The following is a 22,328-nucleotide window of genomic DNA, read 5'->3' as shown; positions in this document are numbered from 1 at the left end:
GCAGTAACCGGTGAGCGGCGTTCGGGGCAGGCGATCTGCGTTGTAGTGGAAGCATGAAGCTTCCGGCGCCCCCGACGGAGAAGTCGTTCCCCTCCCCGCTGCACCATCCGCGGGTCGCGACGGTGATCGGACGCTGGCTCGCGATCGCGGTGACGATCTGCTTCCTCACCGGGCTGTTCAGCCACTTCCAGCAGGACACCCCCGGGTGGCTTCACATCCCGAGCCGGCCGGCCTCCCTGTACCGCGTGACACAGGGCCTGCATGTCCTCAGTGGGACGGTCGCCGTACCGTTGCTGCTGGCAAAGTTGTGGACCGTCTATCCCAAGCTGTTCGCCAAGCTCCCTTGGCCGCCTAGCCGACAAGCCCTCGCCGGTGTCCTCGAGCGGCTCTCGATCCTGGTGCTGGTCTCCGCGCTGGCGCTCGAGTTGTTCATCGGGTTCGTCAACACGCTGCAGTGGTATCCGTGGCCGTTTCCCTTCAAACAAACGCATTACGCGCTGGCGTGGATCATCATCGGCGCACTGCTGGTCCACCTCGCGGTCAAGTTCCCGCTGATCGTCACGCACTGGCACCGTACGACGGACGAGGTGGCCGACTCGTTGCCGCCAGCAATCACCGGACTGACCCGTCGCGGGCTGTTCCGGACCGTCGCCGGGGCGGTTGCGCTGGCCGGCATCACGTCGGTCGGGCAATCCGTGCCGGCCCTCGGGCCGGTCGCGGTGCTGGCGCCTCGCAAGCCGAACGTCGGTCCGCAGGGCCTTCCGGTCAACCGTACTGCGCACGACGCGGGTGTCACCGGGATCGGACCGGACTGGCGCTTCACGATCAAGGGACCGCAGGAGCTGTCGTACACACTCGAAGAGTTGCGCCAGCTGCCGCAGAGCCGGTCCGATCTGCCGATCGCCTGCGTCGAAGGCTGGAGCCAGGGCGCACGGTGGGAAGGCATCCGGATCCGCGATCTCCTGCAGCTTTGCGGTGCGCCGAAGGGTTCCCGGGTCCGGGTGGTTTCGATGGAGAAGGGCGGCTTCTACGCGACCAGCGAGCTGCCATCCGAGTTCGCAGATGATCCACTCACCTTGCTCGCACTAGGCCTGAACGGCGGTGAGCTGGCCCTCGACCACGGCCACCCGGCCCGCATCATCGCGCCGAACCGCCCCGGCGTACTGCAGACCAAGTGGGTCCACCGCCTGGAGGTCATCGCATGAAACTCCGAGCATCCCTCGCAGCTGCCGGTATTGGCGTCGGCCTCTGGGGACTGTGGCTCCTGCTGGACGCGGTGCAGGTCCAAGCGCTCATCCGGCTGCCACTGTGGCTCGCCGGCGCGGTGCTGGCCGACGACTTCTTCCTTGTCCCGCTCACGATCGGTACCGGCTGGCTGGTGACCCGGTGGTCCGCCGGTCCGGACCACCACCGCACCATCAGCGCGGTCCGAACCACCTTGCTGTACGTCGGTCTGACCACACTGATCGCGCTCCCGCTGCTGCTGCGGCAGGGCAAGGGCGTCAACCCGACCGTGCTGCCGCGCAACTACCTCCGTGACTGGCTATTGCTGGAGGCAACGATCGTCGTGGCCGGCGCGGTGTGGTTCGTGGTTCAGCGGTCGCGCTTCACGTTCAAGAGGTCGCGTGCCTCGTCCGGCGACATCGGCGGGCGCTGAGCCATCGTCGCGAGAGCAGCGGCGCGCTCGACCAGTTCGGCGTTGTGCGTGACCGGCTTGCCCTTCGCCAGCGTCAGCGTGTCCTCCATGCCGACCCGGAGGTGACCGCCCTTCGACAAGGCGGCCAGCGCGACGTTGAGCGACGTACGCCCGATGCCTGTCGCCGACCAGGACGTGACGGCGGCGGGGAGCGCGTTGACGGCTGCCACGAGGGCGTCCGTCGTACCGGGCATGCCGCCCGGGACGCCCATCACCAGGTCGCAGTGCACGCGGCCGCCGTACGGCAGGCCGAACTTGTCCAGCAGCCGGTGCAGCGCGGCCACGTGCCCGAGGTCGAACAGCTCGAACTCCGGCACCACCTCGCGCTCCTGGCTCAGCTGGTAGAGCTCGGCTACGAACGGCCACGGGTTCATGAACACGTCGTCACCGAAGTTGACGGTGCCCATCGTCAGCGAGCAGGAGTCGGGACCGGCGTCGAGCACCCGGAGCCGGTGGTCGTACGGATCCGTCACCGCGCCGCCTGTCGACAGCTGCACGATCAGCCCGGTGTTCGCCCGGATCGCGGCGACCGCGTCGGTCAGGCGGCCGAGCTCGAGCGTCGGCCGGTGCTCACCGTCGCGGATGTGCAGGTGGATCATCGCCGCCCCGGCGGCTTCACACCGCTTCGCCGTCTCCACCAGCTCGTCGAGCGTGGTCGGCAGGGCCGGGCAGTCCGCCTTCGCGGTCTCGGCACCGGTCGGGGCAACGGTGATCAGAGTGGACGCCATGACCGGACCATATCCCGCAGGGCAGGATGGTTCCATGAGAGCTGTAGTACAGCGGGTGAGCCAGGTGTCGGTGACCGTCGACGGCGAAGTGGTCGGAGCGATCGAGGGGCCGGGGCTTGTGGTCCTGCTCGGCGTCACACATGACGACACCGAGGAGAAGGCGAAGGCACTCGCCGCCAAGATCTGGACCCTGCGCATCCTCCACGACGAGCGGTCCGCATCCGACGAGCAGGCACCGATCCTCGCGATCAGCCAGTTCACCCTGTACGCCGACACCCGCAAGGGCCGCCGCCCGTCATGGAGCGCCGCCGCCCCCGGCCCGGTCTCCGAACCCCTGTACGACGCCTTCTGCGCGGCCCTGGAATCACTCGGCGCCAAGGTCGAACGCGGCAGGTTCGGCGCCCACATGGACGTCGCCCTCGTCAACGACGGCCCCGTCACCCTCATCCTCGACGCCTGACACCCGTGACCGCCGCACGCGCCGTTGCCCGCCGGCTCCCGCAGGAGCCTGGCGTGTACCGCTTCCGCGACGACGCCGGCAAGGTTCTGTACATCGGCCGCGCGGTGAACCTCCGCCGCCGGGTGCAGTCGTACTGGACCCACCTCGGCGACCGGCCACGGCTGGCTCGGATGGTCAACCGGATCGCGCGGATCGAGAGCGTGTGGTGCGACTCGGAGCACGAGGCGGCCTGGCTGGAGCGCAACCTGCTGGAGCACTCCAAGCCGCGCTGGAACCGCATGGAGGGTGGGGCCGAGGTCGTCGGCTACATCCGCTTCGACGACGGACCCCAGCGGCCGGGGCTGCGGTTCACGCACACCGTCAGCCCCGCGGCGCCGCACTTCGGTCCGTACCTGGGCGGATTGCGTGTACGGCAGGCGATCTCGGCGCTTCAGCGAGTGCTGCCATTGCAGTACACGGCCGACTCCAACGGTTCGGTCCGTGAGTTCGCTGAGTTGTTCGGCATCGGGCCGGACGACCGCGAGGCACTCGCCCGGACGGCGTGCGCCGTACTCGAGCGTGACCCGGCCGCGGTGACGGCGTTGCGCGCCGAGCTCATACGTCGCCGGGATCGGGCCGCGGCCGGGCTCCGGTTCGAGTTCGCGGCCAAACTGCAGGACGAGCTCGCGGCGTTCGAGTGGATCGTCGCGGAGCAGAAGGTGTCCCGGCTCGAGCCGCAGGATGTCGACGTCCACGGCTGGTCGGACGGTGTGCTGGTGCGGTTCCGGATGCTCGGTGGGCGGATGCAGACCTGGACGCAGCAGGCGGTGACGGAGACGACCGCCCGCGACCGGGTGGAGGCTACGCCGGTTGCCTGGCGGACATTCGCGCAACGCAATGCGGAGCTCGCAGCGCGGCTGCGGCAGGAATAGCGCCGGCCCCGGACCCGGATCGTGAGATCCGGGCCGGGGCCGGGTGTGTGCTGTTCTGGGTCGGTGAGGTTCGACTCAGAAAGGTGCGTCGAGCTGGATCAGCTGACGACGCCGGCGGCCGAGTGGCCGACGATGACCTTGGTGTTCAGGCTGTAGACGTCGATCACCAGGGCGTTCACGGAGATGTACCGCTGCTGCCGCAGGACCTGGTTGAAGGTCAGCCGGGCGACACCCGGGATCTCCAGCGTCTTGTTCTCGCCGGTCGCGACCGGGTAGGTCTTGTTGCCGACCTTGATCGAGGCGATGCTCGAGGACGAGCTCACGCCGCCCTTGCCGTCCTTGGTCTTCCACGCCGACGCCGAGGACTCGATGGCGCCGATCGACAGGTTGCCGACCTTCACTCCACCGACGTGCGAGGTGAAGTTGATGTAGGACTTGTTCTCGCCGATGGCGCCGTTCTTCGTGGTGTAGACCGCGCCCACGTAGGCGACCTTCGGGATGTTCAGCTCGCCGACGGCCACCTTCACCGTCTTGCCCTCAGTCCCCTGGCAGGTGGTCTGAAGCGACGTCGGGCCGGAGACGGCCAGCTTGTCGGCGTTGGCCTTGGTGCCGTACGCATCACCGATCACCAGCGCGGTGGCCGGCTTGGAGATCTCCGCGCGGGTCTTCAGCACCGCGACGTCGACACCCTCCGGGATGTACTGGTTCTTCACCGTCGCGTGCAGCACGACCGCCTGCGCGTACGAGTAGATGCCGGAGCTGGTCTTCACGCCACCGACACGGTTCAGCACGATGTAGCCCAGGCCCGGAACGGCGACCTTGGTGTTCCACTTCGGCTTGATCAGCGACGGCACCGAGAGGGCGCCGATCTTCACGCCGGCGAACGTCGTGTTGCCGGTGTAGGACAGCTGGCCCTTGGAGTACTTCGCCGTGGTGGTGGTCTTCACACCCGTCAGCGTGAGCAGGTTGCCGACCTTGATGTCAACGGCGGTCGCGTTGCTGGTGACGCCGGTCCCGCTGTTGTCGTTGAACGCGTGCGTGTCGGTCCGCACGCTGCGGGCGATCGCCTGGTTGTTCACGTTCGCCGTGGCGATGTCGTTCTTGTCGGCCTTCGTGGCGTCCGTGGTGCAACCGAACTTGCTGACCACCTGCGGGCCGCTGTTCGCCAGCCCGGATTCAACGTCGGTCCCGTACGAGTAGCCGCTGTATCCGAAAACCGGCGAGGCGGACGCAGAACCCGAAGTCAGCGCGATCGTAGAAGCCACGCCGACAACCGCCGCAACTCCGACGGCGGCGAGCTTCTTGTATCCGATGCGGGGTCGCATTGACCCCTCCTCCCTGAGTGATGACGTGACCCGAAGTGCGGGTCAGGACACAGACACAACTCAGCCGATTGCGGTAGGTGACGAGCTGACCCCGCTCCGAGACCAAACCGTTACCTGGCCGCCCGGCAGCCGAGATTTCACGCCGTACCCGTAACTCGGGCACGATGACCGCAAAGCCCTGTACGGCGGCGGATCCGGACATGCCGAAGGGCCCGAACGCGCAAGGTCCGGGCCCTTCGGGGCTTACTTCAGGGTGGGCCACCGTCGGGTGGAGGTGGCACCATCAGTAACGATCGACGGCTCAGACGGTGACGGACACTTCCGCGACCGCGCCGTACTGGGCGACGACCTGACGGTCGACCGGGTCGGCCTTCGGCGCCAGCGTGCGCAGCGTCCAGCTGCCCGGCGCCGCGAAGAACCGGAAGTGCCCGGTCGCCGACGTCGGCACCTCGGCGGTGAACTCACCGGAGGAGTCCAGCAGCCGCACGTACGCGCCACCGACCGGCTCCTCGCCGCGCAGGACCTGGCCCTGGATGACGGCTTCCTTGTCGACGTCGACACCCTTGAGGTCGAGGCCGCCCTTCTTCGCTCCGCACATGTGTCAGGCCTTTCCGGGCTCGTCGCCCAGGGCAACGGGTACGCCGACCAGCGAACCCCACTCGGTCCAGGAACCGTCGTAGTTCTTCACGTTCGCCTGGCCGAGGATCTCGTGCAGCACGAACCAGGTGTGCGCCGAGCGCTCGCCGATCCGGCAGTACGCGATGGTGTCCTTGCCGAAGTCGACGCCCGCGTCGGCGTACAGCTTCTGCAGTTCGTCGTCGGAGCGGAAGGTGCCGTCGTCGTTGGCCGCCTTGCTCCACGGGATGCTCGCCGCGGTCGGGATGTGCCCGGCGCGCTGCGCCTGCTCCTGCGGCAGGTGGGCCGGAGCCAGCAGCCGGCCGGCGTACTCGTCGGGGCTGCGGACGTCGACCAGGTTCTTCACGCCGATCGCGTCCTTCACCTCGTCGCGGAAGGCACGGATGTTCAGGTCCTGCGCCTTCGCCTTGTACTCGGTGGCCTCGCGCTTGACGACCTCGTCGGTCAGCTCGCGGCTGTCCAGCTCCCAGCGCTTGCGCCCGCCGTCGAGCAGCCGGGCGTCGCCGTGCCCGTACAGCTTGAAGTACCAGTACGCGTACGCCGCGAACCAGTTGTTGTTGCCGCCGTAGAGCACGACCGTGTCGTCGTTCTTCACGCCGCGGTCGGACAGCAGCGCCTCGAACTGCTCCTGGCTGACGAAGTCCCGGCGGACCGGGTCCTGCAGGTCGTCCTTCCAGTCCAGCTTGATCGCGCCGGCGATGTGGCCGGCGTCGTACGCCGAGACGTCTTCGTCGACCTCGATCAGGACGACCCCGGCGTCGTTCTTGTGCTCCTCGACCCAGTCGGCCGAGACGAGCGCGGATTCCCTGCTCATGTGTGCTGCCTCTTCTCAGTTGGTAGCGGCGTTGGTGTCACGGGTTGGCGTACGAATGCGGTGGATCAGCAGATAGGCCTCGCAACCGAGGCAGAGCCCGACGGCTGCGTTCACGAACGCGGCGACCAAGGCGAATCCGGTGGCGACCACGCCGAGCACCGTCGCACCGGTCAGATACCCGACCAGACCGACGACTGCGAAGACGAGGCCGACCAGCTGGGCGAACCGCGGCGGAGCGGCATCCTCCAACTCCTTGGGCGGACCGAGCCGTGGCCGGATCAGCCGCTTGAACAGTTGCCCGTACGGCGATGCCTGGACGCCGAACGCGACCGAGATCGCGAACACCACGGTCTGCACCGCGAGCGGCCAGGCGCTGTTCAGTACGAGCGTCAGAGCCAGGAGCACCGTGGTGACGCCGGCCGCGAACCGGAGTCCCCGCGGGTCGACCTGGGGGTGTTTCACCGTGTGCTGTTGCGCCGTCCGATCGGACATGACGACTCCCGGAGAAGGAGTGGTTCGAGCCGGACCCGCCCGGGTCTGCGGGGAGACGACGTACGCGGAACCATGCTCAGCGACCGGTTCCGCAGCGCTCGGGACGCCGCCTGGTCAGCGGCGACGACACAGCGACGAGCGCACCCGGCAGTTGTCCACTGCCCGGCGCTTGGTCAGCCATGTCGTGTATGCCACGGATCGAGACTACGGAAACCCGGGTGACTGTCCGACTCTGGTCCCATTGAGTGAGACAACTGATCAGATTTCGGACAGGCCTAGCTGGTCCGGACCACGTTCGTGGCGGCGACCTTGTCGTGCAGGGCCTGCTTCTTGTCGTCCCAGAGCGGCCAGAGGTAGTTGATCAGCGCGATGAACCCGAACAGGGTGCCGATCAGTGGGATCGCGCCGAGCAGGCTGAGGCCGATGATGAAGCCGTAGCGCTTCGCCACTGCCTGACCCGGAGGCAGGCCGGCGACGTCGCGCAGCCGGACCGAGATACCCAGCGCCATCTTGCCCGGCGTCGCGCCCTTCTTGGTCAGGAAGAAGTACTCGTAGGCGAAGGCGACCACCAGGCCGATCAGCACAGCCGGGATCATCCACTGGTACGCCTCGGCCGGCAACGTGGTGCTCGGCTGGGTGTTCCCCGCGGCCGCGGCGTCCATGGTGTCTTCGAGGTAGTCCCAGATCACCTGAAAGTACTGGTAGTAGAAGTAGCCGGTCAGCGGCAGGCCGATGATCCCGACGATGATCGAGTCGAGGACACGGGCCCAGACGCGGCGCCACCAGCCGGACAGCGGCTGGCCGTCCGGAGTCGAGGCCACCCGCAGTCCGGGGTAGCCGTAGCCGCCCTGCTGTTGCGGGTACGTGGGGTAGCCCTGTCCCTGTTGCTGCGGCTGCCCGTACTGCGGTTGCCCGTACTGCTGAGGCTGTCCGTACTGCTGGGGTTGTCCGTACTGCGTCGGCTGGCCGTACTGCGCGGGTTGGCCGTACTGCGGTTGGGTCGGCGGGCCGGACTGCCCTCCGCCGTACACCTGGCCGTGCTGGGCGGGCTGCCCGTACTGCTGACCTTGGTACGGACCCGGACTCTGCTGGCCACGGCGCTGATCAGTCCAGGCGTTGCCGTCCCAGTAGCGCTGCTGAGTCGGGTCCTGTGGGTCGTCGTACCAACCGGCTGGGTAGCTCACGGGCACAGCATTCCCTACGAGGCGGTGCATCCGCCATCGGGTTGGCAGCTACCGGACGCCGTCTACTGCGGCTGGCGGTCGAGCGCGGTCGCCAGCGCTGCGATCACGTCGGGCTTGCGCGGCGCACCACTGGCGCGCTTGACGACCGCTCCGGTGCGGTCGAGCACCAGCGTCGTCGGGGTCCGCAGGATGTCGAGCCGCCGGACCAGATCCAGGTGCGACTCCGCGTCGAGCTCGACATGCCGCACGCCGTCGACCATGCCCTCGACCTCGGCCAGTGTCCGCCGGGTCGCCCGGCACGGTGCGCAGAACGCCGACGAGAACTGCAGCAGCGTCGCCCGCTCCCCCAGCTCCGCACCGACCTCTGCCGCGGAAACCCGCTCCACGCCGTCCACTTCCCGCGTCACGACCTTCCGGAACCGCCCGTCCCACCACACCTTGGCCAGGCTGAACAGGACACCAGCGGCTACCGCCGCTACCAGTACCCATGTCCCCAGGCTCATAGCAATCAACAGTACGTCGCAGTGTTTACGCTTCAACCAGCCGTTTCACTCCTCGGACTGGACAATGGGCGGGTGGAGAACGGACTGGTGGTGCGAGCGGGGGTGGTCATTCCGGACAGCGAGTTGGGGTGGAGGTTCTCGCGGTCCAGTGGACCGGGTGGGCAGTCGGTCAACACGACGGACAGCCGGGTGGAGCTGAGTTTCGACGTGGCGGCGACCACGGCACTGAGCGACGTACTGAAGGCGCGGGCGCTGGAACGGCTGGGGTCGCGGCTGGTCGACGGTGTGGTGACGATCGCGGCGTCGGAGTACAAGTCGCAGTGGCGGAACCGGGAGGCGGCTCGCGAGCGGCTCGTGGCGCTGATCCGGGAGGCGATCGCACCACCGCCGAGGAAGCGGCGGCCGACCAAGCCGAGCAAGGGGTCCGTCCGGCGCAGGCTCGACGACAAGAAACGCCGAGGCCAGACCAAGCGCCTCCGCGGCCGCCCCGAGGACTGAGACGGCCGCCTGGTTCAGGCCGACGCGTCAGCGGTTTCGCGGGTGGTGACCGGTGGGACGACGAAGCGGTAGCCGACGTTGCGCACGGTGCCGATCAGGGACTCGTGCTCCGGGCCGAGCTTCGCGCGCAACCGTCGTACGTGCACATCGACCGTCCGGGTGCCACCGAAGTAGTCGTAGCCCCAGACCTCCTGCAGCAGTTGCTCGCGGGTGAACACCCGGCCAGGGTGCTGCGCGAGGAACTTGAACAGCTCGAACTCCTTGTAGGTGAGGTCGAGCGCCCGCCCGTTCAGTTTCGCCGTGTACGACGCCTCGTCGATCACGACATCGCCGGTACGGATGAGGCTGGAGTCGGGGTCCTCGTCGCGGGCCGCGGCGAGGCGGCCGATCACCAGCCGCAGCCGAGCCTCGATCTCGGCGGGACCGGCAGTGTCGAGCAGTACGTCGTCCGCGCCCCAGTCGGCGTTCACCGCGGTCAGACCGCCCTCGGTGACGACGAGGATCAGCGGCACCTCGATCCCGGTGGTCCGGATCAGGCGGGAGACGCCCCGGACGGCGACCAGGTCACGGCGGGCGTCGAGCAGGACGGCATCCGCGTCGGGAGCATCGACCAGCGCGGCAACCTCGGCGGGGAGGATCCGGATCTGATGCGGAAGCAGCGCGAGCGACGGCAGCACCTCCGTGGAGGCCTGCAGTGCGTTCGTCAGCAGAAGCAACGTACTCACGCTGTCTCCTTGTGCCCGGTCGTCAGGCCCCGGCGGCGTCGTTGCCGCGGACCTGAGACACACTGGGTAGCAACAGCAAGCTGACATAATAGCGGAAGAGCTATCGACCAGTGAGGCGTACTCCCAGATGCCGGAAGTGACCATCAGGTACTTCGCCGCCGCACGCAGCGCCGCCGGCGAGTCCTCCGCGACGGCCGACGCCACCTCGATCCGCGACCTCATCGGCACCGTCTCCACCGACCGGCCCGAGTTGGCCCGGGTGCTCGGCATCTGCACGTTCCTACTGGACGGCCAGCGCGCCGACCCCGCGACTCCGCTGCACGCCGGCGCCCAGGTCGATGCCCTCCCACCCTTCGCCGGCGGCTGAGCACCGCCCCCAGGCTGAGCACCCATCCGCAGCCAGCTGAACCCGCCCCCGGCCCGGACCCTGACCAACCCCCAGGAACCCGAACCCGCGGCCACGAACCGGGAACCGAGGACCGCGGACAGGAACCGCGGACAGGAACCGCGGACAGGAACCGGGGACCTGGGACAGGTCATAACGTGTCCGAGGTCCCCAGATCCTGTCCGAGGTCCCGAGCGCTGGTGCCGCACGCCCGGTCGTACCCGCGAGGCTCCTTCATTCGGCGGTGGCTGGGACTGTTCGCGGGTGGCTGGGGCTTTTACCTTCTGGGGAAGATGCTGCTACCTTGCGTACTCGGTTCTTTTCGGAAGGTGACCGATGGCGCACGTTGCTCCGACTTCGCATCGCCGTGCGACCCGAGCGTCGCATCGCGGACATCGCATTGACGACGGGCCGATCCAGATCACGACCTGGCTCGGGCTGACGTTCGCATTCGTCCTTGGCCTGGTGCTGACCGGGCGGTCGCATGTCGGAGTGCATGCGGCCGGGATCACGCTGCTGGTCATGCTGGTGCCGCTGACGGTCGCCGTGTTCGGCACCGCGTTCAAGCGCGGCTTCGGCTCAGGGAAGGCGGCGTTGACCACCGCCGCCTCCCTGGCCATCGTGCTGGTGAAGTTCTTCCTCTGACGTCAGGAACCGATCGAGATCCGGTCCGTCGCCACCGGCGTGTACGGGTCGTGCGCGGTCAGGTAGTTCGCGAAGGCGTCGATGTCGAGGCCGCCGAAGAACTTGCTCGTCGCGGTGGTGAAGGCCGGGAAGCCGTCACCGCCGTCGGAGAGGAAGTTGTTCGTGACGATCCGGTACGACGTCGCGTCCACCAGCGGCTGACCGGCGATCTTGATCGATCCGGCCACCACCTTCGAGCCCGCCGCGGCGGCCGGGTTCCAGGTGTAGGTGATGCCGGCGACCTGGAGCACCTTGAACTTGGCCGGCTCCGGACCGTTGACCCCGGAGAACTGCTGCTCCAGCAGGGCCCTGATCTGGGCGCCCGTCATGTCCATCGACACCAGGAAGTTGTTGAACGGCTGCACCGTGAACGCCTGTCCGAAGGTGACCTGACCACCGGTCGAGGCCAGGTCGGCCCGGATGCCGCCCGGGTTCATGAACGCCACCACCGGTGTCTTCCCGTCCGTCACCACCGACGGGTCCGCCAGTTGCGCGTCGGCGATCAGGTTGCCGAGCGGTGACTCGAGCGAGTCGTCGGGAGTGCGCACCACCGACGGGGTGGTGAGGTGGCCGATCACCTTGTTCGCGATCGGGTCGACCAGCGTCTTGTACTTCGCGATCAACTCGCTCGTCTTGCGGTCCTGCGGGACGTCCTGGGTGACGATCTGGTTGTTGGCCATCGTGTTCAGCCGGTCGACGTCACCGGTCTTGTTGTCGATGCTCAGCCGGACCTCGGTCACAAGCCGACCGAACGACGAGGCGCTGGTGACGAGCCGCGGCTGCGGCTGCGGGGCGCTGTCCATCAGCGTGCAGTTGTACGCCTGGTGGGTGTGGCCGGAGATGATCGCGTCGATCTCCGGGTCCAGTCCGGCGTTGATGTCGACGACCGGGCCGGAGATGCCCGGGCAGCTGTTGTAGGCCCGCGGGTCGGCCGGGAAGCCGCCCTCGTGCAGCAGCACGACGATCGACTCGACGCCCTTCTTCTTCAGCACCGGGACCAGGGCGTTCGCCGTCTCGATCTCGTCCTTGAACGTCAGGCCCTCGACGCCGGACTTGGTGACGATGTTCGGTGTGTTCTCCAGCGTCATACCGATGAACCCGACCTTGCGGCCGTCCTTGAAGGTCTTGATCGTGTACGGCGCGAACAGCGTCTTCTGCGTGTTCTCGAAGAACACGTTCGCCGACAGGTACTTGAACTTCGCGCCCGTGAACGGGTGCGTGGGGTCCGGGCAGGAGTTCTGGTTGTTCTGCCCGTCGCCGTCCGGCAGGCAGCCGCCGGTCTGCATCCGGAGCAGCTCGTGCCAGCCCTCGTCGAACTCGTGGTTGCCAACCGAGGCGGCCTCCAGGCCCATCCCGCTCAGAGCCTCGATCGTGGGCTCGTCGTGGAACGCGGCCGACAGCAGCGGCGAGGCACCGATCAGGTCACCCGCGGCGACCGTCACCGAATCCTGTCCCTTGGCCTGCGCGGCCGCGCGCATCTGCTTCAGGTGCGTGGCGAGGTACGCCGCTCCGCCGGCCGGCGTGCCGTTGATGTTGCCGCTCGAGCCGGTCGCCGGCTCCAGGTTGCCGTGGAAGTCGTTGATGGCGAGCAGCTGGATCTGGGTGTGCGTCGGCTTCGGTTTCGCCGTCGCAGCCTGGGTCACGGTTCCCCCCGTGGCCAAGCCGAGCACAGCGGCCGTCCCGGCGGCGACCAGCCCGAGGGCCCATCGCTTCCTCGGCCACGTCTTGTCTCGTCCTGTCAAGGCCATGTCTTCTCCGTCGTCGTTGCGATCACCTTTGATGCGCGGTGCCGCGAAATTACCCGACTCGCCGGGCCTCTGAAAGGACTTGAGCATGAACTCGTCCGGACCTTTTACGGTATTCGGGTGACTCTCGAAGCCGTACCCTCACCGTTGCCCCCGGCCACTGCCGCCGCCGTCACAGAGCTCGCCCATTTGGCGGCACAGAGCGACGGAGTGAATCCGTTGTCGGAGCGCACACTGCTCCATCTCGACGGCGAGCACTCCGGCGACGTCCACGTCCTCGCGTACGAGGGCGAACCCGGCACCATCGAGGTCTCCGGCCTGCAGAGCGCCCGGAACCTCATCGGGTACGGCGCCCTGGCCGCCGACGGATCCGCCGAGCTGGTCGTAACCCCAGCGGCACGACGCCGAGGCACCGGTACGGCGCTGCTCCGGATGCTGCTCGACCACGGTGGCGACCGGATCCGGGTCTGGGCCCACGGACGTCTGCCCGGCTCCGACGAGCTCGCCACCCGGCTGGGCCTGGAGGTCACCCGGGAGCTCTACTTCCTCCGGCGTACCCGGGCGGCACTGCCCGACCCAGTGTGGGCCGAGGGCATCGACGTACGGACGTTCGTGGAGGGACAGGACGACGCGGCTTGGCTGCAGGTGAACGCGCGGGCGTTCGCGGACCACCCGGAGCAGGGCAGCTGGACGGCGGAGGATCTGGCCGAGCGGCTGCAGCAGCCGTGGTTCGATGCGGCCGGGTTCTTCCTGGCGGTGGATGCCAAGAGCGGCGATCTGGCCGGTTTCCACTGGACGAAGATCGAGGACGGGGTCGGAGAGGTCTACGTGGTCGGCGTCTCCCCCGACTACCAGGGCGGCGGCTTGGGTAAGGCGCTGACGCTCCAAGGTCTCCACTACCTCCAGGAGGACCGCGGCCTCGATGCAGTCGTCCTCTACGTCGACGGCACCAACACGGCGGCCCGTCGTCTCTACACGTCCCTCGGCTTCACGACGGCCGCGCTGGACGTCCAGTACGCACCCTCCGCCACCCTGTGAACGACGTCACAGCGAAGTGGCCGGCTCACTTCGCGTCATGAACCGCGGCCGGACACGTCACACCATCAACCAGGAGCCGTCCGTGCCTCTTACCCCCCAGCCGGGCGGCTCCTGGCCCCCAACACCGATCAGCGGAGCGTGGCTCTGAGGTGATCGGTGAGATGAGCGCGCGCCTCCTGGACCGCGCCGGGGACGGCGAGGAGATTCAGGAAGCCGTGGGTCAGCGACGTGTGGCAGATGTGGGTGACCGCGACGCCGGCGGCCTTCAGGGCGTCGGCGTACTCGTTGCCGTCGTCACGGAGCGGATCGAAGCCGCCGGTGGCGATGTAGGTGGGGGCCAGACCGGTGAGGTCGGGGGCCAGGATGGGCGAGACCAGCGGGTCGGGCCTGACTCCGGGGTCAGGGGTGTAGTGGTCCCGGTACCAGATGATGTCGTGCTCGGTGATGATGAAGCCCTCCGGGAACAGGTCCCGGCTGGGGCGACGATGGACGAGGTCGAGCCCCGGATACAGGAGGACCTGGAGCGCCGGACGCCCGAGGTCGCGGCTGACGCACTGCTGGGCGACGACGGCGGCCAGGTTGCCGCCGGCACTGTCGCCGCCGACGGCCACCAGAGCGGGATCGACCCCGAGGTCCTCGGCATGATCGACCGCCCAGGTGAAGGCCGCGATGGCGTCCTCGGCGGCCGTGGGCGCGGGCGCCTCCGGGGCCAGCCGGTAGTCCACCGAGAGGATCCGGATACCCGCATCGTCGGCCAGCGCCCGGCACAGGCAGTCGTGGGTGTCGAGGTCGCCGACGACCCAGCCGCCGCCGTGGAGGAACACGAGCAGCCCGCGACCGGCGTCCCGGGGCACGTACAGGCGGGCGCCGAGCTGGCCGTCGGCACCGCGGACGGTGAGTTCGGTCACACGGTGTAGTTCCCGCGGATTCCCGGCGACCAGCTTGCACGCCGTGCGCAGATGCGCACGCGCCGTGGCCACGTTCGATTTCGTTGTGCTTGGCAACAAGCCGTCGGCGCGCAGGAGCAGCTGCACTTCGGGGTCGAGGGTGTTGCCGTCGATCTGGATCGGCGCACCGGCCAGCCGCCTCCGGACGGCCGTGGGCAGCGCGTACAGCGGCTTCACCGCGTTCGCCTGAACGGCGGACACCGCGTTGCCGAGCAGCGAGTCCAGTCGTGGGTTCACAAGGCGAGACGCTAGCAACAGCAGCCGGTCCGCGGCGGTACCGGCTGCGATTCGAACATGCCCATGGCTACCTCTCGTTCACCAAAGGGTGGGATGCTGGACAACGTGGCAGGAGACTTGCTGGCGTCCCACAACCGGGAGTACGACGTCGAGCCGCCGTACGACATCACGGCGGCCGGCGACCTCCCGGAGGACCGCTTTTCCGATCGCGAGCTGAGCTGGCTCGCGTTCAACCAGCGCGTTCTCGAGCTGGCCGAGAACGACCGGATCCCGCTGCTCGAGCGGGCCAAGTTCCTGGCCATCTTCGCCAACAACCTGGACGAGTTCTACATGGTCCGGATCGCCGGTCTGAAGCGCCGCATCGCCGCCGGTGTGGCGGTCCGTGCGGCCAGCGGCCTGCTCCCGCGCGAGGTGCTCGACCGCAGCCTGGCCCGCAGCCGCGAGCTGATGGACCGGCACGCGGAGACCTGGCAGAAGGCGGTCCAGCCGGCGCTGACCGAGCAGGGCATCGACATCCTCCGCTGGGACGAGCTCGAGCACACTGAGCGGGAGGAGATGACCCGGTTCTTCCGGGACCGCGTCTTCCCCGTGCTGACGCCGCTGGCGGTCGACCCGTCGCACCCGTTCCCGTACATCTCCGGCCTGTCGCTGAACCTGGCGGTCGTGGTCCGCAACCCCGACACCGGCGGCGACCACTTCGCCCGGGTCAAGGTGCCGCCGTTGCTGCCGCGGTTCGTGCAGGTCGCCGAGGGCCGGTTCGTCCCGCTCGAGGACATCATCGCGACCCACCTGGGGCAGCTGTTCCCGGGGATGGAGGTCACCCAGCACCACACCTTCCGGGTCACCCGCAACGAGGACCTGGAGGTCGAGGAGGACGACGCCGAGAACCTGCTGGCCGCGCTCGAGAAGGAGCTGCTGCGCCGCCGGTTCGGGCCGCCGGTCCGGCTCGAGGTGGAGGAGTCGATCGATCCGCAGGTGAAGGCGCTGCTGCTGTCGGAGCTCGGCGTCACCGCTGCCGAGGTGTTCGAACTGCCCGGCCCGCTGGACCTGCGTGGCCTGTTCAACATCGCCGGTCTGGACCGGGCCGAGCTGAAGTACCCCGGCTTCGTGCCGTCCACCCACCCGCACCTGGCGGAGGTGGAGACGTCCAACCCGGCGGACATGTTCGCCGCCCTGAAGCAGCGCGACGTACTGGTGCACCACCCGTACGACTCGTTCTCGACCAGCGTGCAGCGGTTCATCGAGCAGGCCGCCACCGATCCGCATGTGCTGGCGATCAAGCAAACGCTCTACCGGACGTCGGGTGACTCCCCGATCGTGGACGCGCTGATCGACGCGGCCGAGGCGGGCAAGCAGGTACTGGTGCTGGTGGAGATCCAGGCCCGCTTCGACGAGCAGGCGAACATCAAATGGGCCCGCCAGCTCGAGCATGCCGGCTGCCATGTGGTGTACGGCGTGATCGGCCTCAAGACCCACTGCAAGCTGTCGATGGTGGTGCGCGACGAGCCGGATGGTCTGCGCCGCTACGCCCACATCGGCACGGGCAACTACCACCCGAAGACCGCCAGGCTGTACGAGGACCTCGGCCTGCTCACCAGCGACCGCGTCGTCACCGAGGACATCGCCCACCTGTTCAACCACCTGTCCGGCTTCGGCCGCAGCTCGGGCTACCGGCGGATCCTGGTCGCACCCCAGTCGGTGCGGCGGGGCCTGATGGAGCGGATCGAGCGAGAGGTGCAGCACCACCTGGCCGGCCGGCCCGCGAAGGTCCGGATCAAGGTGAACAGCCTGGTCGACGAGGCCCTCTGCGACGCGCTGTACCGGGCGTCGCAGGCCGGCGTACCGGTCGAGCTGTGGATCCGTGGCATCTGCACCCTCCGGCCCGGCATCCCCGGCCTGTCCGAGAACATCCAGGTGCGCAGCATCCTGGGCCGGTTCCTCGAGCACAGCCGGATCTTCTACTTCGAGAACGGTGGTGAACCGGAGGTGTGGATCGGCTCGGCCGACCTGATGCACCGCAACCTGGACCGACGGGTCGAGGTGCTGGTCCAGCTGAAGCAACAGGACCACATCACCGAGCTCGACGAGCTCTTCGACCTGGCACTCGACGAGGGCACCCAGTCGTGGTGGCTACAGGCCGACGACACCTGGCAGGCGAAACTGACCGGACCGGACGGAGAACCGCTGCGCGACCTGCAGGAAAGACTCATCGCCACGCGTGGCCGACGCAGAACCGCTGACCCGATTACCTAGGCTGGAATCATGAGCAACCCGGCGACCGTCATCGCCGCGGGTGGTGTCGTGTGGCGTGAGCGCCGCGACACCCGGCAGGTGCTGCTGGTGCACCGTCCCCGGTACGACGACTGGTCCCTGCCCAAGGGAAAACTGAACGAACACGAGCACGTCCTGAGTGCGGCCGGCCGCGAGATCGAGGAGGAGACCGGGCTCCGGGTCGTGCTGGGCCCACCGGTTGGCGTGCAGCGCTACCCGGTCCGCAAGAACGGCGGGACCGTGCCGAAGCTGGTGCACTATTGGTCCGCCACACCCGTCGACGACGGCGACTTCCGCCCCAACGACGAGGTGGACGAGATCGCCTGGCTGCCGGTGGACAAGGCCCGCACCAAGCTCAGCTACCCGCGGGACGTGGACATCCTGGACAACCTCGACCGGGTGATCCCGGTCGTCGCCACCCTCGTCCTGGTGCGGCACGCCGCTGCGGTGAAGCGCAAGGAATGGGACGGCAAGGACACCAACAGACCGCTCAATGACACCGGTACGGCGGTAGCCGAGCGACTGGTCGACGTACTGGCTGCCCTGGGAGTGGACCGGGTGATCAGCAGCGACGCGGAGCGGTGTGCCGCGACCCTCACGCCGTACGCCGCCTCGATCGACCGGCACATGCACCTGTGGCCGGAGATCTCCGAGCGTGGGTACGACGCCGACCCGGGAGCGATCCGTGGATTGGCGGACCGGGCCTGGAGAGAGGGCAAGGTGACCGCCATCTGTTCGCACCGGCCGGTGCTGCCGGCGCTGTCCCGGGAGCTGGGGTTGAGGATGGGCAAGTTCTCCCCTGGCGCCTTCGTGGTGGCGCACCGACTGGCCGACGGACGGCTGGTGCACGAACGCTTCGGCGCCCCCTGAAGGTGATCGTTGACACACCCCGGGCACGGCTCGGTGACGATCCAGGCACAGCCGCTGGGGCACCGGGGTGACACTGGTAGTGACGGGTATGTTCCTACCGAGGAACCGGCGCTCCACCGGGTGCCGGCCTGAGGAGAGGTTCGGGGCGCACCATGACGATGATGCGAGAACTGACACTGATCGGGATCCGGATGGAATCGCCCAACCGGGCCCCGGTGATGATGCTGCGCGAGACCGAGGGCTACCGCTACCTGCCGATCTCGATCGGCTCGGTCGAGGCGACGGCGATCGCCTACGAGGAGCAGGGCCTGCGCCCGTCGCGTCCGCTCACCCACGACCTGATGCGCGACCTGATCGAGGCCTTCGGCGTCCACATCGAGGCGGTCGAGATCGTCGAGTTGCGCGACGCGGTCTTCTACGCCGAACTTGTCCTCGGCAACGGTGCCCGCGTGTCCGCGCGGCCGAGCGACTCGGTCGCCCTCGCGGTCCGGCTCGGTACGCCGATCCGTTGTACCGAACAGGTGCTCCGCGAGGCCGGCGTGGCGACGCCGGAGGAGGAGCAGGCCGAGCTCGAACGCTTCCGCCAGTTCCTCGACGGCGTGGCCCCGGAGGATTTCTCCAGCTGAATCCGATGCCGGTTGTTCACCGAAGAGAATGTGCTCAGCGTCACCGAAGTGTGCGTCGCACAGGGTTCGGATCTACACAGCGTCACAGCTCTTAACGCAGTTCACCTGCTGGCCGCCTGGCGGCACGCCAACCGTCGCACACGCTATTGGAATCGTTCACCGGTCGTTCACCGACGACGGACCGGTCGGTCATCTGGTCTCCCTACCGTCTGTGGAAGTTCAGAAGTCTGATTCCCGCAGAAGGGCAACACTCTCGTGTCCGTCAATCGCCTGCTCCGCGTCGGCTCCGTCGCCGTGGCATCCCTCGGTGTGCTCGCTCTGAGCGCCTGTGGCAGTGACCCGGAGCCGTCCGGCTCCTCGAACCCGAGCAGCTCGGATTCCTCGGCCGCCGCCGACTGCCCGCAGGGCACCCTGAACGCCGAGGGTTCCTCGGCGCAGAAGAACGCCATCGACGAGGTCATCAGCAAGTACAACGAGAAGTGCGCCGACGTCACGGTGAACTACAACCCGACCGGTTCCGGCGCGGGCATCAAGCAGTTCAACGCGTCGCAGGTCGACTTCGCCGGCTCCGACTCGGCCCTCAAGCCCGACGAGATGACCGCGGCCACGAAGCGCTGCGCGAACAACGCGGCCGTCGACCTGCCGATGGTCATCGGCCCGGTCGCGATCGCCTACAACGTCGAGGGCGTGGACAAGCTGGTCCTGGACGGCCCGACCGCCGCCAAGATCTTCCAGGGCACCATCAAGACCTGGAACGACCCGGCGATCGCCAAGCTGAACTCGGGCGTCACCCTGCCGTCGGCCCCGATCTCGGTGTTCTTCCGCTCCGACGAGTCCGGCACCACCGAGAACTTCGCCAAGTACCTGGCCGCCTCCGGCGCCGGTGCCTGGACCGGTGAGCCGGCCAAGAAGTGGACCGGCACGGGTGCCGGCAAGGAGAAGTCCGCGGGTGTTGCCGAGGGTGTGAAGAGCACCAAGAACTCGATCACCTACGTCGAGTGGTCGTACGCCGTCGACAACAAGCTCGGTATCGCCCAGATCGACAACGGCTCGGGCACCCCGATCGAGCTGTCGGCCGAGTCCGCGGGCAAGGCGCTGGCCGCCGCGAAGCCGGCCGGTACCGGCTCCGACCTGGCGCTGAAGCTTGACTACGCGACCAAGGAGGCGGGCGCCTACCCGATCATCCTGGTCACCTACGAGATCGCCTGCACCAAGGGGCTGCCGGCCGAGAAGACCGCGCTGGTGAAGAGCTTCCTGACCTACTTCGCGAGCAAGGACGGCCAGGCGTCGCTGACCGACCTGAACTACGCGCCGCTGCCGGAGGAGATCCGGACCAAGGTCGACGCGGCGATCCAGGCGATCAGCTGAGTCGGTCGATCCGCTGACGACGAAGCAGCACTGATGCGAGCCCCGGCCGGTCCGAGTCATCGGAAGCGGCCGGGGCTTCGCCTCGTCGGACCCGGCAGCGGGTACGGCGTGATCCTCAGTCCGGACCTGATCCCACGACCAAGGCGCTTGGAGCACCATCGATGAGTAGTCCAGACGGCACGGAACCGCCCGACCGGCCGGCGGAACCCGCCGCCGTGGCAGCAACCGATGATCAGGCGGGACCGAAGCTGGACCTCGGCCCGGTCGGCCACCTCGGCGACCGGCTGTTCAGCGGCCTGGCGCACGGCTCCGGCGGCCTGGTGATCGCGATCGTCTCGTTCGTCGGCATCTTCCTGCTGGCGCTGGCGATCCCGGCACTGGCCGACGACCAGAGCAGCTTCCTCTTCTCCCGGATCTGGGAGCCCGGCGGCGACCAGCCCCGGTTCGGCATCGCGGCGATGTTCTACACCACCGTGATCAGCTCGATCATCGCGATGATCATCGCGGTCCCGATCGCGGTCGGCGTCGCGCTGTTCGTCACGTACTACGCGCCGAAGCGGCTGGCCACGCCGGTCGCGCACGCGGTCGACCTGCTCGCCGCCGTCCCGTCGATCATCTACGGCCTGTGGGGCATACTGTTCTTCGCGCCGATCCTGCGGCCGGTGATCGACGGCCTGGCCACCGCGCTCGGCTGGCTGCCGCTGTTCGAGAAACCCCCGGGCGACAACGTCGGCGTGGTGTTCACCGCCTCCGTCGTGCTGGCCATCATGATCCTGCCCGTCGTCACCGCGATCAGCCGGGAGATCTTCACCCAGACCCCGGTCGCGCACCGCGAGGGCGCACTCGCCCTCGGCGCGACCAAGTGGGAGATGATCCGGATGGCCGTGCTGCCCTACGGCCGGTCCGGCGTGGTGAGTGCCTCGATGCTCGGCCTGGGCCGGGCGCTCGGTGAGACCGTCGCCGTACTGATCATCCTGTCGGTGCCGAACGGCAACGACCCGTGGGACCCCTCGATCTTCGCCGGCGGCGAGACGTTCGCGTCGAAGATCGCCAACAACGCCGCCGAGTTCGACTCGCCGGAGAAGACCGGTGCCTACATCGCGGCCGGCCTGGTGCTGTTCGTGGTGACCTTCCTGGTCAACTCCGCGGCCCGGATCATCGTCGCCCGCAGCGGACCGGGCGGGAAGCGGACACGGCGCAACCGCAGCGCCGGCGGAACCGCCGCGAAGGAAGGAGCCGTAGCGTGACCACGATTGCTGCCAACAAACCGGCGTACGACGGGCAGGCTCTGGACCTGACCGGGAAGTCGGGCGCGCGGGCCTTCAAGAACACTCTCGCCACCGTGCTGATCACGCTCGCGTTCGTGCTCGCCATGATCCCGCTGGTGTGGATTCTGTGGACCGTCATCAGCAAGGGCTACCACCTGTTGTTCGACGCCAGCTGGTGGAGCGAGTCGCAGCGCGGGATCACCGTCCGGCGCGAGGGAGGCGGCGCCTACCACGCGATCATGGGCACGTTGATCATGGGCCTGATCACGGCCCTGATCGCGGTCCCGATCGCCATCCTCGGCGCGATCTACCTGGTCGAGTACGGCAAGGGCACCCGGCTGGCCCGGGCGGTCAGCTTCATGATCGACATCCTCACCGGTGTCCCGTCGATCGTCGCCGCGCTGTTCGTCTACGCGGTCTGGATCACGATCTTCGGCTTCAACCGGGTCGGTTTCGCGGTGTCGCTGTCGCTGGTGCTGCTGATGTTGCCCGTCGTACTGCGTTCGACCGAGGAGATGCTGAAACTCGTCCCGGACGAGTTACGGGAGGCGTCGTACGCACTCGGCGTGCCGAAGTGGAAGACCATCCTCAAGGTCGTCGTGCCGACCGCGTTCGGCGGCATCATCACCGGCGTCATGCTCGGCCTGGCCCGGGTGATGGGTGAGACCGCTCCGCTGCTGATCCTGGTCGGCTACTCCAAGAACATCAACCTGAACCCGTTCAATGGGTTCATGGGCGCGCTGCCGACGATGATCAACCAGGACCGGACCGAGCTGGCGCTGCAGCCGGCCGCGGACCGGGTCTGGGCGGCGGCACTCACCCTGATCCTCCTTGTCCTGGCACTCAATCTGCTGGCCCGGCTGGTTGCCCGGTTCAGCGCCGTCAAGTCGAAATAGTCACGAGAGGTTCTGAGTCGA

Annotated in this window: 24 protein-coding genes; 14 read left to right on the top strand and 10 right to left on the bottom strand. The window is 68.1% G+C overall.

The window, feature by feature from the left end; translation table 11 throughout:
- Positions 1-53 precede the first annotated feature (53 nt).
- Positions 54-1,205 (top strand): molybdopterin-dependent oxidoreductase, encoded by a 1,152-nt coding sequence (locus AB0I34_RS11785; RefSeq protein WP_360443462.1) that lies wholly within the window; start codon positions 54-56, stop codon positions 1,203-1,205.
- Positions 1,202-1,657: a hypothetical protein gene (locus AB0I34_RS11780; RefSeq protein ID WP_360443459.1), complete on the top strand. Its 456-nt coding sequence runs from the start codon at positions 1,202-1,204 to the stop codon at positions 1,655-1,657. Before AB0I34_RS11785 ends, AB0I34_RS11780 begins: the two co-directional genes overlap by 4 nt.
- Here AB0I34_RS11780 and AB0I34_RS11775 read toward each other — a convergent pair.
- A complete protein-coding gene (locus tag AB0I34_RS11775; protein ID WP_360443456.1) occupies positions 1,594-2,424 on the bottom strand; it encodes a 3-keto-5-aminohexanoate cleavage protein in 831 nt (276 codons plus the stop codon). The two genes, AB0I34_RS11780 and AB0I34_RS11775, sit on opposite strands and share 64 nt — an antisense overlap.
- 34 nt (positions 2,425-2,458) lie before the next feature.
- On the opposite strand from AB0I34_RS11775, the gene dtd reads away from it, so the two are divergent.
- A complete protein-coding gene (gene dtd, locus AB0I34_RS11770) occupies positions 2,459-2,884 on the top strand; it encodes a D-aminoacyl-tRNA deacylase (RefSeq protein ID WP_360443453.1) in 426 nt (141 codons plus the stop codon).
- A gap of 5 nt (positions 2,885-2,889) precedes the next feature.
- Complete coding sequence (locus AB0I34_RS11765) at positions 2,890-3,795, top strand: GIY-YIG nuclease family protein (RefSeq protein WP_360443450.1); 906 nt, start codon at positions 2,890-2,892, stop codon at positions 3,793-3,795.
- Between the two features lie 98 nt (positions 3,796-3,893).
- Here AB0I34_RS11765 and AB0I34_RS11760 read toward each other — a convergent pair whose 3' ends face one another.
- The 6 genes from AB0I34_RS11760 to AB0I34_RS11735 all read right to left on the bottom strand — a co-directional run bounded on the left by AB0I34_RS11760 (position 3,894) and on the right by AB0I34_RS11735 (position 8,749).
- Entirely contained in the window at positions 3,894-5,120 is a 1,227-nt protein-coding gene (locus AB0I34_RS11760) for a choice-of-anchor P family protein (protein WP_360443447.1), read from the bottom strand.
- 301 nt (positions 5,121-5,421) lie between these two features.
- Positions 5,422-5,718, bottom strand: a complete 297-nt coding sequence (locus AB0I34_RS11755) for a DUF1416 domain-containing protein (RefSeq protein WP_131518391.1) — start codon at positions 5,716-5,718, stop codon at positions 5,422-5,424.
- A 3-nt stretch (positions 5,719-5,721) separates the two neighbouring features.
- A complete protein-coding gene (locus AB0I34_RS11750; RefSeq protein WP_360443444.1) occupies positions 5,722-6,570 on the bottom strand; it encodes a sulfurtransferase in 849 nt (282 codons plus the stop codon).
- A 15-nt stretch (positions 6,571-6,585) separates the two neighbouring features.
- Complete coding sequence (locus AB0I34_RS11745; RefSeq protein WP_360443441.1) at positions 6,586-7,062, bottom strand: DUF4395 domain-containing protein; 477 nt, start codon at positions 7,060-7,062, stop codon at positions 6,586-6,588.
- A 275-nt stretch (positions 7,063-7,337) separates the two neighbouring features.
- Positions 7,338-8,246 carry an RDD family protein gene (locus AB0I34_RS11740; protein ID WP_360443438.1) on the bottom strand — a complete coding sequence of 303 codons (909 nt, stop codon included), beginning with the start codon at positions 8,244-8,246 and terminating at the stop codon, positions 7,338-7,340.
- Positions 8,247-8,308: 62 nt separating this feature from the next.
- Positions 8,309-8,749 (bottom strand): thioredoxin family protein, encoded by a 441-nt coding sequence (locus tag AB0I34_RS11735; protein ID WP_360443435.1) that lies wholly within the window; start codon positions 8,747-8,749, stop codon positions 8,309-8,311.
- A gap of 72 nt (positions 8,750-8,821) precedes the next feature.
- Between AB0I34_RS11735 and arfB the strand changes: the two genes are divergently transcribed.
- Positions 8,822-9,247, top strand: a complete 426-nt coding sequence (gene arfB, locus AB0I34_RS11730; RefSeq protein ID WP_360443432.1) for an alternative ribosome rescue aminoacyl-tRNA hydrolase ArfB — start codon at positions 8,822-8,824, stop codon at positions 9,245-9,247.
- Between the two features lie 14 nt (positions 9,248-9,261).
- On the opposite strand, the gene AB0I34_RS11725 is transcribed toward arfB, so the two are convergent.
- Positions 9,262-9,972, bottom strand: coding sequence for a response regulator transcription factor (locus AB0I34_RS11725; RefSeq protein WP_360443429.1), 711 nt, complete (start codon positions 9,970-9,972; stop codon positions 9,262-9,264).
- 127 nt (positions 9,973-10,099) lie between these two features.
- On the opposite strand from AB0I34_RS11725, the gene AB0I34_RS11720 reads away from it, so the two are divergent.
- Positions 10,100-10,339: a MoaD/ThiS family protein gene (locus tag AB0I34_RS11720; RefSeq protein ID WP_360443427.1), complete on the top strand. Its 240-nt coding sequence runs from the start codon at positions 10,100-10,102 to the stop codon at positions 10,337-10,339.
- 354 nt (positions 10,340-10,693) lie between these two features.
- A complete protein-coding gene (locus AB0I34_RS11715; RefSeq protein ID WP_360443424.1) occupies positions 10,694-11,002 on the top strand; it encodes a hypothetical protein in 309 nt (102 codons plus the stop codon).
- A 2-nt stretch (positions 11,003-11,004) separates the two neighbouring features.
- Here the strand turns inward: AB0I34_RS11715 and AB0I34_RS11710 are convergent, their stop codons facing one another.
- Positions 11,005-12,789, bottom strand: a complete 1,785-nt coding sequence (locus AB0I34_RS11710) for a bifunctional metallophosphatase/5'-nucleotidase (protein ID WP_360443421.1) — start codon at positions 12,787-12,789, stop codon at positions 11,005-11,007.
- A gap of 117 nt (positions 12,790-12,906) precedes the next feature.
- Between AB0I34_RS11710 and mshD the strand changes: the two genes are divergently transcribed.
- Positions 12,907-13,824: a mycothiol synthase gene (gene mshD, locus AB0I34_RS11705; protein ID WP_360443418.1), complete on the top strand. Its 918-nt coding sequence runs from the start codon at positions 12,907-12,909 to the stop codon at positions 13,822-13,824.
- Positions 13,825-13,952: 128 nt separating this feature from the next.
- On the opposite strand, the gene AB0I34_RS11700 is transcribed toward mshD, so the two are convergent.
- The gene (locus AB0I34_RS11700; RefSeq protein ID WP_360443415.1) at positions 13,953-15,008 is read right to left on the bottom strand and encodes an alpha/beta hydrolase; all 1,056 of its coding nucleotides are present in this window, start codon (positions 15,006-15,008) and stop codon (positions 13,953-13,955) included.
- 93 nt (positions 15,009-15,101) lie between these two features.
- Between AB0I34_RS11700 and AB0I34_RS11695 the strand changes: the two genes are divergently transcribed.
- From AB0I34_RS11695 to pstA, 6 genes are all read left to right on the top strand, one after another.
- On the top strand, positions 15,102-17,261 hold the full coding sequence (locus AB0I34_RS11695) for an RNA degradosome polyphosphate kinase (protein ID WP_360443412.1): 2,160 nt from the start codon (positions 15,102-15,104) through the stop codon (positions 17,259-17,261).
- A 9-nt stretch (positions 17,262-17,270) separates the two neighbouring features.
- Complete coding sequence (locus tag AB0I34_RS11690) at positions 17,271-18,149, top strand: NUDIX hydrolase (protein ID WP_360443409.1); 879 nt, start codon at positions 17,271-17,273, stop codon at positions 18,147-18,149.
- Positions 18,150-18,310: 161 nt separating this feature from the next.
- Positions 18,311-18,775, top strand: coding sequence for a bifunctional nuclease family protein (locus AB0I34_RS11685; RefSeq protein ID WP_165555556.1), 465 nt, complete (start codon positions 18,311-18,313; stop codon positions 18,773-18,775).
- Between the two features lie 255 nt (positions 18,776-19,030).
- Complete coding sequence (gene pstS, locus AB0I34_RS11680) at positions 19,031-20,143, top strand: phosphate ABC transporter substrate-binding protein PstS (RefSeq protein ID WP_360443406.1); 1,113 nt, start codon at positions 19,031-19,033, stop codon at positions 20,141-20,143.
- A 161-nt stretch (positions 20,144-20,304) separates the two neighbouring features.
- Complete coding sequence (gene pstC / locus AB0I34_RS11675; RefSeq protein WP_360443403.1) at positions 20,305-21,390, top strand: phosphate ABC transporter permease subunit PstC; 1,086 nt, start codon at positions 20,305-20,307, stop codon at positions 21,388-21,390.
- On the top strand, positions 21,387-22,307 hold the full coding sequence (gene pstA / locus AB0I34_RS11670; RefSeq protein WP_360443400.1) for a phosphate ABC transporter permease PstA: 921 nt from the start codon (positions 21,387-21,389) through the stop codon (positions 22,305-22,307). Before pstC ends, pstA begins: the two co-directional genes overlap by 4 nt.
- Positions 22,308-22,328: the final 21 nt, after the last annotated feature.

It is taken from the genome of Kribbella sp. NPDC050281 (assembly GCF_040655855.1).
Taxonomy (GTDB): domain Bacteria; phylum Actinomycetota; class Actinomycetes; order Propionibacteriales; family Kribbellaceae; genus Kribbella.
Note: the sequence above shows the minus strand (reverse complement) of the source record. Positions and strands in the feature narration are given on the sequence as shown.